Raw genomic sequence first — 14,123 nt, 5'->3', positions numbered from 1 at the left:
TTTTGTGTTTTTAAATTTTTTTATCTGAGGATTCCCTAACTATTAATTCAGATTTTAAGATGTTCTTGTTTAGTGAGGGTTTCCAGTTTTTATCATTAATTCTACTTAAGAACGTTTCAGCTGCAATTTTGCCTATTTCGGCACTATGCTGATTTACTGTTGAAATTGTAGGCTTTACAAATGATGTAAATGGTTCATTGCCAAAACCAATTAAACAAATATCCTCTGGGACATTAATGTTATTTTCATTCAATACCTGAAGTGCACCTAAAGCAGCATAATCACTTGCGACATAAACAGCATCTGGACGTTGCTCTAGTTGCAAGAATTTTTGCATCATTTCTCTACCATCTTCAAGCGTAAGACTGCTCTCAGTAAGTAAATTTTGGTCTAAAGGTAGGTTGTGTTTCGTTAATGCGTCTATATATCCTCTTATTCTATTGTTAAAAATTCGAGTTCGTCTATAACCACCAATATGAGCAATACGTTTGCAGCCTTTTTTAACTAAATGTTCAACAATCATGTGGCTACTATCATAATCATTGATACCAACATAATCTACATTAAGGTCGTTTTCACCACGATCAAAAAGTATCAATGGAATTCCTTTAGATTTTATTTTCTCATAATAGGAAAGATCAGTTGTTTCATTTGCCATTGAAGCAATTATGCCATCAACTTGGGTGTAAAGTAATGTGTCTATATTTTTACATTCTTTTTTAAAAGATTCTTTAGACTGTGTGATGATAATGTTATAACCAGCCTTGTCTAAAACAGCTTCCATGTTTTCAATAACAGAAGAAAAGAAATTACTATTAGTACGAGGTACAATAACACCAACTAAATTGCTTTTTCCTTTTCTTAAAGCACTGGCCAAATGGTTAGGTTGGTAGTTTAATTCTTTAGCAACACGTTTTACATCTTCCTTGGTTTGTTTGCTTATCCTAGAATCGTTGTGTAATGCTTTAGAGACTGCTGCTGCTGAGATATTAAGAACATTGGCAATGTCTTTTATTGTAGTTCTTTTTTTATTTCCCAAGATTTTATATATTTGCTTAATCGTTTAAGCAAATTTAAGCTTTTTGTTTATTATAATCAAAACCAGATACGTTTTGATTTATTTTTAAAATGTTTGGTTAAACGTTTAAGCAAATAACTAATTAAACAATTTTCAAATGAAAAAAGTAGTCACTTTTGGGGAAATAATGCTAAGATTAGCACCTCAAGGATTTTTAAGATTTTCTCAAGCATCTAGCTTTGATGTAGTATATGGAGGTGGTGAGTCTAACGTAGCAGTTTCTTTAGCTAACTATGGTGTTCCAGTAGATTTTGTAACGCGTTTACCAAAAAACGATATTGGTGAATGTGCTATGATGGAAATGCGTAAAAGAGGTGTAGGTGTAGATAAAATTATATATGGTGGTGACCGTTTAGGAATTTATTTCCTAGAAACAGGAGCTGTAAGTAGAGGTAGTAAAGTAGTGTATGACAGAGCGCATTCTGCTATTTCAGAGATTAAGCCAGGTATGGTAGATTGGAAATCTGTGTTTGAAGATGTGGCATGGTTCCACTGGACAGGTATTACACCAGCTATTTCTCAAGGTGCAGCAGATGCATGTTTAGAAGCGGTAAAAGTGGCGAGTGAAATGGGTGTTACTATTTCTACAGATCTTAACTATAGAGCAAAACTTTGGACGTATTGTGATGATGCACACAGAGAAAAAATAATGACTGAATTAACATCGTATTGTGATATCGTTTTAGGAAACGAGGAAGACGCAGAGAAGCATTTTGGTATCCATCCTGAAGGTTTAGATGTACACAAGCATGGACATGATGTTAAAGCTGAAGCTTTCTTATCGGTGTGTAAGCAAATGATGGCTAAGTTCCCTAAAGCTAAAAAAGTAATTACAACTTTAAGAGGATCAATTTCTGCTTCTCATAACACTTGGGCTGGTGTATTATACGATGGAGAAAAAATGTATGAAACACGTCAGTACCAAATTACTGATATCGTTGATAGAGTAGGTGGTGGAGATTCATTTATGGGTGGATTAATCTACGGATTATTAAAATACCCTGAAGATGATCAAAATGCATTAGACTTTGCTGTTGCTGCTTCATGTTTAAAGCACACTATTAAAGGTGATGCTAACTTAGTAACGGTTTCTGAAGTAGAAAAATTAATGGGAGGTGATGCTTCTGGACGTGTAGCAAGATAAGTTATGGCAAATTTTTCGAGATTAGAAGTAGCAGAAGTTATGAAACAAACAGGTTTAGTGCCTTTGTTTTATAATGGAGATATAGAGGTTAGTAAAAAAGTAGTTAAAGCCGTTTATGATGGTGGTGCAAGATTACTTGAGTTTACAGCCAGAGGAGATTTTGCTCACGAAGTTTTTGGTGAGTTAAATAAGTATGTTCTTAAAGAATTACCAGGTATGATTATGGGAGTTGGCTCTGTTACAGATGCAGCTTCAGCTTCTCGTTTTATGGCTCTTGGCGCTAACTTTATAGTTACACCTGTGCTAAGAGAAGATATTGCTATTGTTTGTAATAGAAGAAAAGTAATGTGGTCTCCAGGATGTGGTTCTTTAACAGAAATCTGTAGAGCAGAAGAACTGGGTTGCGAAATTGTAAAATTATTTCCAGGTGGTATCTACGGACCGGATTTTGTTAAGGCAATAAAAGGTCCTCAACCATGGACTAGCATAATGCCAACAGGAGGTGTTTCGCCTACAAAAGAGAATCTGGAAGGATGGTTTAAAGCAGGTGTAACGTGTGTTGGTATGGGTTCAAAATTAATAGCTAAAAATGCTGATGGTAATTACGATTTAGCAAAGATTGAATCTGATACTAAAAATGCAATTTCTATAATTAAAGAATTAAAATAGTAAGATATTGAAGACTTCGAGAATTACAATGAAGGAGCTTTCTGAGCTTTCAGGTTACTCTGTTTCTACAGTGTCTAAAGCGCTTAATGGAAAGCAAGATATTAGTCCAGATGCTACAGAATATATAAAGTCATTGGCTAAAAAGTTTAATTATGTACCTAATAAATTTGCGTTAGCGTTAAGAGGTATAAAAACAAAGTCTGTAGCTGTTGTAATTCCCGAAGTTACTTTAAATCATTATAGTAAAATGCTTTATCATTTGCAGGAAATTGCTGAAATAAAAGGCTATAGAGTTATTTTATTTCAAACATTTCATAATGAAAAAAAGCAGTACAAATGTATTAATAGTCTTAATGATGGTTCTATTGATGGTGTTTTTCTAATATCAGACACATCAAAAGAAAATAGTGATTTAAGACTAAAAAATACTCCACTTATACAATTGGGAGTTAACCAATTTAATACTGATAAAGAAATAAAAGAATTGTCTTCTTCTGGTTTTAGTAAATTTTTAAAGCTAGATTGCTAACTTATTTTTATAAATAAGGCCTGCATGTTTATGAAGAAGGCAATTTTTTACATGATAATAAGTGCCATAGCATTTACTTTGCTAAATGTTTTTGTAAAATCTTTAGGGCAGTTTAGTGTTTATCAGATTGTTTTTTTTAGAGCTTTAGGATCTCTAGTTTTTACGTTTCCTTATTTATTAAAGAAGAAGGTTCCTATTTATGGTAATAAAAAAACGCTATTGATACTTAGAAGCGTTTTTGGTCTTACCTCTATGCTTTTATTCTTTTTGTCGCTTAGGTATATTACAATGGGTACAGCAGTATCAATTAGATATATTGCTCCAATTTTTGCTTCAATTTTTGCGGTTTTTCTGCTAAAAGAAAACATTAAACCAATACAATGGCTTTTTTTAGCGTTAGCTTTTTCGGGAGTTTTGGTTTTGAAAGGATTTGATAAAAATCTTCAAATCGAAGGTTTATTGTATGCTCTCATTTCAGCAGTGTTTGCTGGTTTAGTTTATATTACAATAAGAAGAATAGGAGACAAGGACCATCCTGTGGTTGTTGTTAATTACTTTATGTTCATTTCTACAATTATTGGTGGATTACTAACACTACGTAATTGGATAACACCTATTGGTTACGAGTGGTTAGCCTTGTTGAGTTTGGGAGTGTTTGGTTATTTTGCTCAGCTTTATATGACAAAGGCAATGCAAATAGGAGAGACCAATGTTATAACACCTTTTAAATACCTTGAGGTTATATTTACAACCGTTATAGGACTACTTTGGCTTAACGAAGCATATAGTTTGTATACACTTCTAGGAATGCTCATCATAATTACCGGTTTGTGTTTGAATTTGTTTTATAAAAGTACATCTACAAGCTCTTCCTCTCAAAAAAGCTAATCTTTTTAATAAAGCTTTTAATTACTTCAAAGATTTATACAATTAGGATGGACTCAAGGTTTTTCACCTATGAGTTATTCATGGTTAAGCATTAATTGTGATACGATATTTTGTGTTTACAAAACAAATAAATAAATTTGTATGATGTATTACATCGTATGAATTAGATTTTTATGTTTGCACCTTTAGGAATAAAAAAGTCACTTACTCAAATGATTGAGTATGAGTTAACGGAAGCCATAAGAAATGGGAATTATCTTCCAGGAAGTAAATTACCAACAGAGAATGAGCTTTGCGACTTGTTTAAAGTAAGTAGAACTGCTGTACGCGAAGCCATAAAGAAGATGAGTGCTCGTGGTATTGTTCAGGTAAAAAGAGGAAGTGGAGTTTATGTTTCAGAAATGAGCATAAAAAATGCCTCTGAGACATTAAACTTGTTTTTTGAGCTTTCTTCAGATCAAAATGTTATTCAACAAACTATAAACACAAGATTGATTTTAGAGCCAGCTTTGGCAAGTCAGGCAGCGATTAATAGAACAGATGAACAAATAGAAATGCTGGTAAATAATATTGAAATGACCTCTAAGTGTAATATTAATGACACTAAGAAAGAAGCGGAGTTAGATAATGATTTTCATAAAACTATCCTTTCTATTGTAGATAATCAGGTGCTTAATCTACTGCTAGATCCTATTTTTAATTTAATGCCAAAATTTAAAACAGGTGTTTACGCAAAACCACAAGAAGGGGAACTGCAAAAGAAGAAAGAGATTATGCTTAATCATCATAGAAACATACTTGAAGCCATAATAAATCAAGATAGTCAAATGGCAAGTACAGCGATGTACAATCATATTTTAGAAACTCAAAATAACTATACTAAATCACTACAGAAAAAATGAGCTTCATAACCTTTGGAGAAATTATGCTTAGGTTAACACCAGAGAAGCATACAACAAAAATAAGTTCGAGTAATACCTTTAGTGTTAACTACGCAGGTTCAGAATCTAATGTTGCAAGCTCGCTAGGTGTGCTTGGCAATGATGTTAACTACGTTACAAAACTTCCTAAAAATCCATTAGGAGACGCAGCTGTTAGTTCGTTAAGATCATTCCATATCAATACCAATAAAATAGTAAGAGGAGGAGACAGAATAGGAACTTATTTTATAGAACAAGGAAAGTCTATTAGGCCATCTCAGGTAATTTATGACCGCAAAGATTCTGCCTTAAGTATGATTAAGGAAAATGAGTTTAACTGGGAAGATATTCTTGAAGGTAAAAAGTGGATTTTCTTATCAGGAATAACACCAGTACTATCATCACAATGTGCAAAAGAGACTATAAAGGTTGCAGAAATTGCACAAAAAATGGATGTTAAGGTCGCTTTTGATATGAATTACAGAAGATCGCTTTGGAAACAGCCTTCTGATGCAAGAAAAATCTTTGACAAAATACTTGTTAACACAGATCTCTTGTTTGGTAATGCAAATGTATTAGAAGATGTGTATGATATACTTCCTGAAGGTAATACTAGACTAGAAAAAACACTCAATTCTATGAAAATTGCTTCAGAAAAGTTCAAGATCAATAAAATTGCTTTTACAATTAGAGATCATATTTCGGCAAGTAACAATAAGCTTTCAGGTGTATTTCTTTCAAATTCTATTTATAATCTTTCTGAAACCATTGAGGTCTCTATAGCAGATAGATTTGGTACTGGAGATGCCTTTGCTGCAGCTGTATTACACGGTTATAATAAAGGTTGGAATGATAAAAAAGTAATTGATTTTGCTACGGCAGCATTTGCATTAAAGCATACAGTTTTAGGAGATCAGCATACTAGTAAAGAAGAAGAAATATTATCCATAATGGAAGGTAATACAAGTGGACACGTTTTAAGATAAGATGAAAAGAGAAGAGATCGCTGCTATTATAAAACAAGAAAGATTAATAGCAATTGTAAGAACAAAAGAACAGGAAAAAGTACCAGAAATAATTGAAAATTTGGTACAAGGAGGTATAAAAGTGATAGAGATAACTTCTAATACACCTGGTTTTTTACATCATATACAGCAGGCAAAAAAACAATATGCATCTCAAGATGTACTCATAGGAGCTGGCACTGTAATAAATTCTGATATCGCTGAAAAAGCTATAACGTCTGGTGCTCAATTTTTGGTTACACCAAACACAAATACAGAGGTGTTAGCTGTTGCAAAGAAATACAATGTGCCAGTAGCAATGGGAGCCATAACACCAACAGAAATTTGTACTGCAGTTGCTTGTGGAGCGGATATTGTAAAACTGTTTCCAGCAGGCAATTTGGGTATAAGTTATTTTAAATCAGTAAAATCACCTTTAGATGATGTGGCTTTTTTTGCGGTAGGCGGAATAGACCTTTCTAATGCAGAAGAATGGATTTTAGCTGGTGTATCTGGTTTCGGTTTAGGAAGTGCTTTAACAAAATCTAAAGCGTTTGATGGAGTAAAGGCAAATGCAGAACAATTTGTGAAAATTAAAAACGAGTCTAAATGGATCAATTAGAAATTGTCAAATTAGAATTATTTAAAGTGCCACCAAGATGGTTATTTGTTAAAGTAACTACTAAAGGTGGAATTGTTGGTTGGGGTGAGCCTGTTGTAGAAGGAAAAGCAGATTCTGTTGCGGCTTGTGTTAGAGAGTTAGAACCTTATCTAATTGGTAGAACGGCAAACCATATCGAAGATATATGGCAAGTACTTTACAGAGGTGGATTTTACAGAGGAGGTACCATACTTATGAGTGCTATTTCTGGTATCGATCAAGCATTGTGGGACATAAAAGGAAAGTATTTAAATGTTCCTGTATATGAGCTTTTAGGAGGTGCGGTAAGGCAAAAAATGAAGATGTACTGTTGGATTGGAGGCGATAATCCTGATGTGGTTTTAGAGCAAGCTCATGAAAAAATAGCTCAAGGTTATAGAGCAGTAAAAATGAATGCTACAGGTCAAATGCCTTGGGTATCTACCATAAAAGATATAAAAAGCGTTGCCCGAAATATTAAGCTGTTAAGAGAGGAGTTTGGTAACGAAATAGATATAGGCTTAGATTTTCATGGAAGAGTACACAAGCCAATGGTAAAAAAGTTAATAGATGAGTTAGCGCCTTATGATCCAATGTTTATTGAAGAGCCTGTTTTAAGTGAAAATAATGATGCTCTCAAGCATATTTACTCTTATACAAGTATACCAATAGCAACAGGCGAGAGAATGCTGTCTCGATGGGATTTTAAAGACGTATTACATCAAGGTGTTGTAGATATTATTCAGCCAGATTTAAGCCATGCAGGCGGAATCTCAGAAGTCAAAAGAATTGCTACAATGGCAGAAGCGTATGATATAGCAATTGCACCTCATTGTCCTTTAGGGCCAATATCTCTTGCATCTGCTTTGCATTTAGATTTTTCTTCACCAAATGCTATTATTCAAGAAAGTAGTTTGGGTATTCACTATAACCAAGGTTTCGATTTATTAGATTATGTTAAAAATCCTGAAGTTTTTGATGTGAAAAATGGATACTTAGATTTATTAACGAAACCAGGATTAGGAGTTGAGATTGATGAAGAAAAACTAAAAGAAGGTCAAAAAATTGGTCACGATTGGAAAAACCCTATTTGGAGAAATGAAGATGGAAACTTTGCTGAATGGTAGAGTTGTAATCAAAACTTTCATTGATCGTAAATCAAGATAATTTAACGTCTTACAATTGCTTGAAACAACAACAACTTGATTGATTTTTATGTTTAAAATCTATACTATATTAACTTTAATTATTTTAATATAATTTTAACAGTGTTAATATAGTATAGATATAAGATAAGTTAGTGCTATTAAAATCTATCAATTTTTCAGAATTTTGCTCTCAAATTGCTAGTTATAAATAATTGCTATGAAAGAGAAAAATTCTAACAAAAAAGCTTTGTTAGCTTTAGCTGTTGGTGGGTTTGGTATTGGCTTAACGGAATTTGTTATTATGGGTATTTTACCCAATGTAGCCAATGCTTTAAGCATTACCATTCCTGAGGCAGGTCATTTCATTTCAGCTTATGCATTGGGTGTCGTAGTGGGTGCGCCTTTATTAACAAGCCTTAGTAGAAAAATTGCGCCTCATAGAATGTTATTGTTATTAATGGTTTGGTTTACCATTTTCAATACCATATCTGCTTTTTCTTCAAGTTATGGATTTATGTTAGTGGCACGTTTTCTTTCAGGATTGCCTCATGGTGCTTTTTTTGGTATTGGTGCCGTAGTAGCAGGTAAGTTGGCAAAAGAAGGGAAATCTGCACAAGCAATTGCAGTGATGTTTTCTGGATTAACCATAGCCAATGTTATTGGTGTGCCTTTAGGAACATACTTAGGAAATCAATACGATTGGAGTGTATCTTTTTTAATGGTAGGAGTTGTCGGCATTTTGGCTTTAGCAAGTGTTTTTTATTGGATGCCACAGTTTGAAAAAGATGTAAAACGACCTGCAACTTCAGAAGAAAAAGGACTTAAAAATTTAGAACTTTGGGCATTAATAGCGCTTACAACTGTTGGTACAGGTGGGTTTTTTGCTTGGTATAGCTACATAGCTCCTTTATTGACAGAAACGGTAAGTCTATCTGAAAATGCCATTAGTATAGCAATGATTTTAGCTGGATTGGGTATGTTTTGTGGAAACTTTATCGGTGCTAAACTAGCTGAAATCTTTTCGCCCTTAAGAGCAGTTGGTATTAGTTTGCTGTCTATGACTATTATCTTGGTTTGTAATTCTTTTATGATATCAAATGTTGTTGTTGCGATGATTTTTACCTTCATAGTAGGTATGATAGCGTTCACAATTTCTACACCAATACAAATGGCAATTATCAACTCTGCCAAAGGTTCAGAAATGCTTGGGTCTTCTATGAACCAAAGCGCATTTAATATGGGAAATGCTCTTGGTGCTTACTTAGCAGGATTACCAATTGCTTATGGTTACAGTGTTTCTACGTCGTCGTTAGTTGGTGCTTGTTTAGCCTTTTCTGGTGCTACGGTAGCCTTGGCAATTCTAATCTACAGAAAACAGAAGATTAGAAAGAAAAACAAAATAGCCTACTGTTCTTAGTTAACGGATTTCAATTTTAGTTTCCCTTTTTTCAAGCCTTTGCCAGTAACGGTTAATTCTATATCGCCTGCGTCTTCGGTAGATTGAACTAATACCACCAATTTACCACTGAATAATTTCATAGTTGGTAAGTGAAATAGTTCTAATGATGTGGCGTCGCCATTACAAGCAGCTCTGTAAGTTCCATTGCCTTTAACTTTAAAGTTAAGTTGATTGGTTGCTGTTGGGCAAGGAATACCATTTTTATCAACAACAGAAACCGTTACAAAAGCCAAATCTTCGCCATTAGCTTTTATAGTTTTTACGTCGGAATCAAGAACAAGTTGATAAGGTTTGCCTGCGGTTTTAATTTCTTTTTCTGCTGCTGGATTACCGTTTTCATCAAGTGCAACGACTTTTAATGTACCTGGCTCGTATTTTACATCCATCCACATTAAACGATAACGATTTTGCTTAGAATCATTATTTTTCTTTTGAATACCTAAACTTTTTCCGTTTAAGAACAGTTCTGCACTATCATAACTTGTATATACAAAAACAGGTGTGGTTTCGCCTTCGCGACCTTTCCAATTCCAATGTGGTAACATATGGAGCGTTTCATCGGTTGTGTTCCAACGGCTTCGGTACAAATAATAACGGTCCTTTGGTAAACCAGCCAAATCATTTATCCCAAAATACGAACTACGAGAAGGCCAAGCTTCATCGTAAGGTGTAGGTTCGCCTAAATAATCGAAACCAGTCCAAACAAATTCGCCAATAACCCAAGGCTTATCATCTTGTAAAACAAAATCATCATCAGGAAGATTAGACCAGCTGCAATATTCCAAATCGTAAGACGAGGACTGAAAATCTGGATAAGTTTTCATACTGGCAATCTCTACAGGAAACTTATAAATACCACGAGAACTCACAGTTGAAGCTGTCTCGGAACCTAAAAGAAAGCCTTGCGGAAAACGCTCGTAAGCTTCTTCGTAAAGATGCACGCGATAATTTAAACCAGGAACATCCATAATAGCGCCAAAGCCAGATTCCATAACTGCTTTTACTTGGTCCATACCAACCGTTACAGGTCGTGTTGGGTCTTCTCTGTGGAAAATATCTTGCAACCATTTAGCACGTTTTACACCTTCGCTTCCCCATTGGTCTGGTACTTCGTTGCCAGAACTCCACATGACGATACTTGGATGATTTCTAGTGGCTCTTACCAGATTTACAACATCCTTTTCGGCATATTCATCAAAAAAACGATTGTAACCATTTTCAACTTTTGGTTTTTTCCATTCGTCAAAACTTTCAGCTAAAAATAGAAATCCCATTTCGTCACAAAGTTCTAATTGCTCAAAAGAAGGCATATTGTGTGCGCTTCTAATGGCATTACATCCCATATCTTTTAAGATTTTGAGTTGACGTCTCAAGGCAGACATATTCACTGCAGTACCAATCGGACCTAAATCGTGATGTAAACAAACACCTTTAAATTTTCGGGTTTCACCATTAAGACTAAAACCAGTTTTTGGACTGTAATCTATGGTTCTAATACCAAAGCGTTGCGCTATTTCGTCTTTAAGAACGTTGCCTTTGTAAAGCTTTAAAACTGCCGTGTATAAGTGAGGTGTTTCAGGACTCCAAAGTCGTGGTTGGTTGACTTTTATATTCTGTTCAAATTCATCATTAATAACGGTTGAGGTTTCTTGGGAAGAAATCTCGTTTCCATTAACATCAAAAATTTTGGTTACTAATTTTAAGTCCGTTCCAGAAGCTTTAGTCTTGATATTCACTTTAGCTTCATTTTCAGTAATTGATGGCGTAGTGATGAAGGTTGACCATTGCTCAAAACTTTCTTTGTCTTTTACAATGAGCCTTACATTTCTGTATAAACCAGCGCCAGGATACCACCTTGATGATTTGCCAACATTAGTAAGTTTTACGGCTAATGTGTTTTCAGAAGTATCATTAATGTATTTTGAAACATCAAAATAAAAGTAGCTGTAACCATATTTCCATTCGCCAACTTTTTTGCCATTTAAAAAGATTTCTGGTTCGCTCATTGCACCTTCAAAAAGTAATAATACCTTTTTAGAGCCGTCAAAATTTTCAAGTGAAAATGTATTTCTGTACCAAGCTTCTCCGATGTATGGTAAAGCGCCAGTTCTGCCCGTTTTTTCTGTGGCAATGTTTTCGCCATTTTGTGTAATGGCAACGGTTTGCTTGTCTACTTCTTTGTCAAAAGGACCATAAATTGCCCAATCGTGAGGAACGGTTACAGTTTCCCATTTGGCATCATTAAAGTCTATTTTTGTGGCATTAGGATGTTGTCCTTTGTTGAATTTCCAACCTTTTTTTAGCGTGATGACTTCTCTGGTTTGCGCTTCTAAAAAAAATGCTCCACAGGTTAATAGAAATAAACCAAGAAGTGAAAATATAGTTTTATTCATCTAGTGAAGCATTGTAAAATTTAATACCAAGAGTTGCTTTATTGTCGTGGTCAAAAAGTGTGGCATTATCCCAATGCGACCCTTGTGTCCAAAGTGTAGAACAGCCTGTAGAAACCCAAGCTGGCTCCCAATAGACAAGGCCTTGCCCACCTGCGCTTTCAATAATTTGTTTTAGTTGATTAAGGTAATCTAATTGCCCTTGTTGCGTAGCAGGATAGCCACCTGTTAGAGCATCAGAACCTAAAATATTATTAGCACTATCTGCATTATCTAAGGTGAAAGGATATGCGGTTTCTACTATCATTAATTTCTTGTTATAGGTATTAATTAGAGTAGTAAGTGGTGTTTGTACTTCGTTTAAATCGTAATCAGACCAAATTGGGTAATACGACAAACCAATCCAATCAAAATCGGTAACTCCATTTGCAGTAGCCTGCTCAAACCACCAAAGTCCGTTTTCTGGTTGTGCGATATGAAGCATAACCTCTATGGTCTTGTTTTTAGCAGCTGAAATATCTCTAACCGCCTGAATACCTTTATTGATTAATGCCGAATTTCTTGCCCAGTCAATAGGCCAAACTAGTTCGCCTTGTTGTAAAATCATTCCGTTGATTTCATTACCAACTTGCACAATATCTGGCAATAAATTTTCATTAGATAATTGGTCTAAAGTGTTGTATGTGTAATCGTAAAGCAACTGACTTAATGCAGGAGTATTGTTGATTTCACTAACCCAAGCAGCCGGAATTTCTTGTTTAGAAGGGTCTGCCCAAGTATCACTATAATGAAAATCTAAAAGCACTTTTAAACCTTTAGATTTTGCGCGTTGTATCGTTTCCTTAACATCATTATAGTCAGAATAGTTAGTCCAATCAGCATTATGCCACAAACGAACTCTTACCAAATTAGCACCTTCATTCTTAAAAATTTGGTAGACATCAGTTGTTGTACCATTTGAATCTTTATAAGTAGCACCACAATCTTCCATTTCGTTAACATAAGAAAGGTCTGCGCCATAGTAAAACGAAATAGGTGTTTCTATAATGCCATCGTCTCCATCATTACTACCAGAGCTATCATCTGAACACGAATTGACTGTCAATAGAAGTGATAGAAATATTGAAATAGTCGTAATGTAATACATCTTAGAATTGGAATTTGTCATAATTTAAAGCAATTTCCTGCTAAATTAATAAAATATTTTTCAAGCACCTACCAGTACCTACCGGTTTTTACATATATTTGTTAAGTGAGTATCATATATGTAGATAGCAAAGTTGGTATACCAAAATATCGTCAGATTATTCAATCTGTTGAGGTTGGTTTACAAGATGGGCGCCTAAAAAAAGGAGATAAGTTACCGTCTGTAAATAGTATTCGTAATAGGTTTTCGCTATCAAGAGATACGGTTTTTATGGCTTTTGGTGAGCTTAAAAAGCGTGGTATTATTGAAGCTGTTTCTGGCAAAGGATATTACATAAAAAGTGAGGATATTTCAGTAGTAAAGAAAGTATTTCTGCTGTTTGATGAGTTGAATATCTTCAAAGAAGATTTATACAATGCTATAGTTTCGGCTTTGGGAGAAGGAGTTAAGATTGATATCTTTTTTCATCATTTTAATCAAGATGTTTTTGAGAAGCACATTAATGATAATGTAGGAAATTATAACTACTACATTATTATGCCAGCAAGTTTAGAAAACACATTTGAATCATTAAGAAATTTACCAGAGGATAAAGTCTATCTGCTAGATCAAACTAACGATAGCTTGAAAAACTATGCTGGTGTTTTTCAAAATTTTGAAAAAAATGTATTTGAAGGTCTTTTGAGCTTGAAAATTAAATTGCATAAATACGATACTTTGGTTTTTGTAAATCCAAAATCTAATCAGCCTAAGAGTATTTACTCAGGATTTCAAAAATTTATTTCAGACAACATTATAAGAGGTAGTAAGGTAGAAGGAACACATTCTATCTTACCCAAAAAAGGGGATGTTTACTTTGTACTTGACGACAGAAGTTTAATCGAATTGATAAAAAAAATAAAAGAGACTACTCTCGTTATAGGTAAAGACGTTGGTATAATTGCTTATAACGATTCACTTTTAAAGGAAATAGTTGAAGGAGGAATAACAACAATATCAACAAATTTTAAACAAATGGGAGAACGAATATCAACCATGATATTAAATGAAGAGTTTGTACTCGTAGAAAATCCTAATAATATTCTAATAAGAAATTCACTTTAAGTA

13 protein-coding genes are annotated in these 14,123 nt (G+C 34.2%); 10 read left to right on the top strand and 3 right to left on the bottom strand.

Annotated elements, in window-relative coordinates:
- Nucleotides 1–10: 10 nt before the first annotated feature.
- The gene (locus tag P7122_RS12960) at nt 11–1,039 is read right to left on the bottom strand and encodes a LacI family DNA-binding transcriptional regulator (RefSeq protein WP_278006231.1); all 1,029 of its coding nucleotides are present in this window, start codon (nt 1,037–1,039) and stop codon (nt 11–13) included.
- A 136-nt stretch (nt 1,040–1,175) separates the two neighbouring features.
- On the opposite strand from P7122_RS12960, the gene P7122_RS12955 reads away from it, so the two are divergent.
- The 9 genes from P7122_RS12955 (at nt 1,176) to P7122_RS12915 (ending at nt 9,437) form a co-directional block, all read left to right on the top strand.
- The gene (locus P7122_RS12955; protein WP_278006230.1) at nt 1,176–2,222 is read left to right on the top strand and encodes a sugar kinase; all 1,047 of its coding nucleotides are present in this window, start codon (nt 1,176–1,178) and stop codon (nt 2,220–2,222) included.
- Nucleotides 2,223–2,225: 3 nt separating this feature from the next.
- A complete protein-coding gene (locus P7122_RS12950; protein WP_278006229.1) occupies nt 2,226–2,891 on the top strand; it encodes a bifunctional 4-hydroxy-2-oxoglutarate aldolase/2-dehydro-3-deoxy-phosphogluconate aldolase in 666 nt (221 codons plus the stop codon).
- 28 nt (nt 2,892–2,919) lie between these two features.
- On the top strand, nt 2,920–3,420 hold the full coding sequence (locus P7122_RS12945) for a LacI family DNA-binding transcriptional regulator (protein ID WP_278006228.1): 501 nt from the start codon (nt 2,920–2,922) through the stop codon (nt 3,418–3,420).
- A gap of 30 nt (nt 3,421–3,450) precedes the next feature.
- Nucleotides 3,451–4,308: a DMT family transporter gene (locus tag P7122_RS12940; protein ID WP_437130093.1), complete on the top strand. Its 858-nt coding sequence runs from the start codon at nt 3,451–3,453 to the stop codon at nt 4,306–4,308.
- 173 nt (nt 4,309–4,481) lie between these two features.
- Nucleotides 4,482–5,210, top strand: a complete 729-nt coding sequence (locus P7122_RS12935; RefSeq protein ID WP_278006226.1) for a FadR/GntR family transcriptional regulator — start codon at nt 4,482–4,484, stop codon at nt 5,208–5,210.
- Entirely contained in the window at nt 5,207–6,214 is a 1,008-nt protein-coding gene (locus tag P7122_RS12930; RefSeq protein ID WP_278006225.1) for a sugar kinase, read from the top strand. Before P7122_RS12935 ends, P7122_RS12930 begins: the two co-directional genes overlap by 4 nt.
- A gap of 1 nt (nt 6,215) precedes the next feature.
- Nucleotides 6,216–6,854, top strand: coding sequence for a bifunctional 4-hydroxy-2-oxoglutarate aldolase/2-dehydro-3-deoxy-phosphogluconate aldolase (locus P7122_RS12925; protein WP_278006224.1), 639 nt, complete (start codon nt 6,216–6,218; stop codon nt 6,852–6,854).
- Complete coding sequence (gene dgoD, locus P7122_RS12920) at nt 6,842–7,999, top strand: galactonate dehydratase (protein ID WP_278006223.1); 1,158 nt, start codon at nt 6,842–6,844, stop codon at nt 7,997–7,999. Before P7122_RS12925 ends, dgoD begins: the two co-directional genes overlap by 13 nt.
- Nucleotides 8,000–8,237: 238 nt before the next feature.
- Complete coding sequence (locus P7122_RS12915) at nt 8,238–9,437, top strand: MFS transporter (RefSeq protein WP_278006222.1); 1,200 nt, start codon at nt 8,238–8,240, stop codon at nt 9,435–9,437.
- Here P7122_RS12915 and P7122_RS12910 read toward each other — a convergent pair.
- Together P7122_RS12910 and P7122_RS12905 are read right to left on the bottom strand one after the other, a co-directional pair.
- Nucleotides 9,434–11,872, bottom strand: a complete 2,439-nt coding sequence (locus P7122_RS12910) for a DUF4982 domain-containing protein (protein WP_278006221.1) — start codon at nt 11,870–11,872, stop codon at nt 9,434–9,436. The two genes, P7122_RS12915 and P7122_RS12910, sit on opposite strands and share 4 nt — an antisense overlap.
- Nucleotides 11,865–13,037 carry a glycoside hydrolase family 53 protein gene (locus P7122_RS12905; protein ID WP_278006220.1) on the bottom strand — a complete coding sequence of 391 codons (1,173 nt, stop codon included), beginning with the start codon at nt 13,035–13,037 and terminating at the stop codon, nt 11,865–11,867. The genes P7122_RS12910 and P7122_RS12905 overlap by 8 nt, the downstream gene beginning before the upstream one ends.
- A gap of 84 nt (nt 13,038–13,121) precedes the next feature.
- Between P7122_RS12905 and P7122_RS12900 the strand changes: the two genes are divergently transcribed.
- The gene (locus tag P7122_RS12900; protein WP_278006219.1) at nt 13,122–14,120 is read left to right on the top strand and encodes a GntR family transcriptional regulator; all 999 of its coding nucleotides are present in this window, start codon (nt 13,122–13,124) and stop codon (nt 14,118–14,120) included.
- The last annotated feature ends 3 nt before the right edge of the window (nt 14,121–14,123 follow it).

It is taken from the genome of Winogradskyella marincola, assembly GCF_029624125.1.
Classification (GTDB): Bacteria; Bacteroidota; Bacteroidia; order Flavobacteriales; family Flavobacteriaceae; genus Winogradskyella; species Winogradskyella marincola.
The sequence above is the reverse complement of the archived record's forward strand: the minus strand, read 5'-3'. Positions and strand labels throughout refer to the sequence as shown.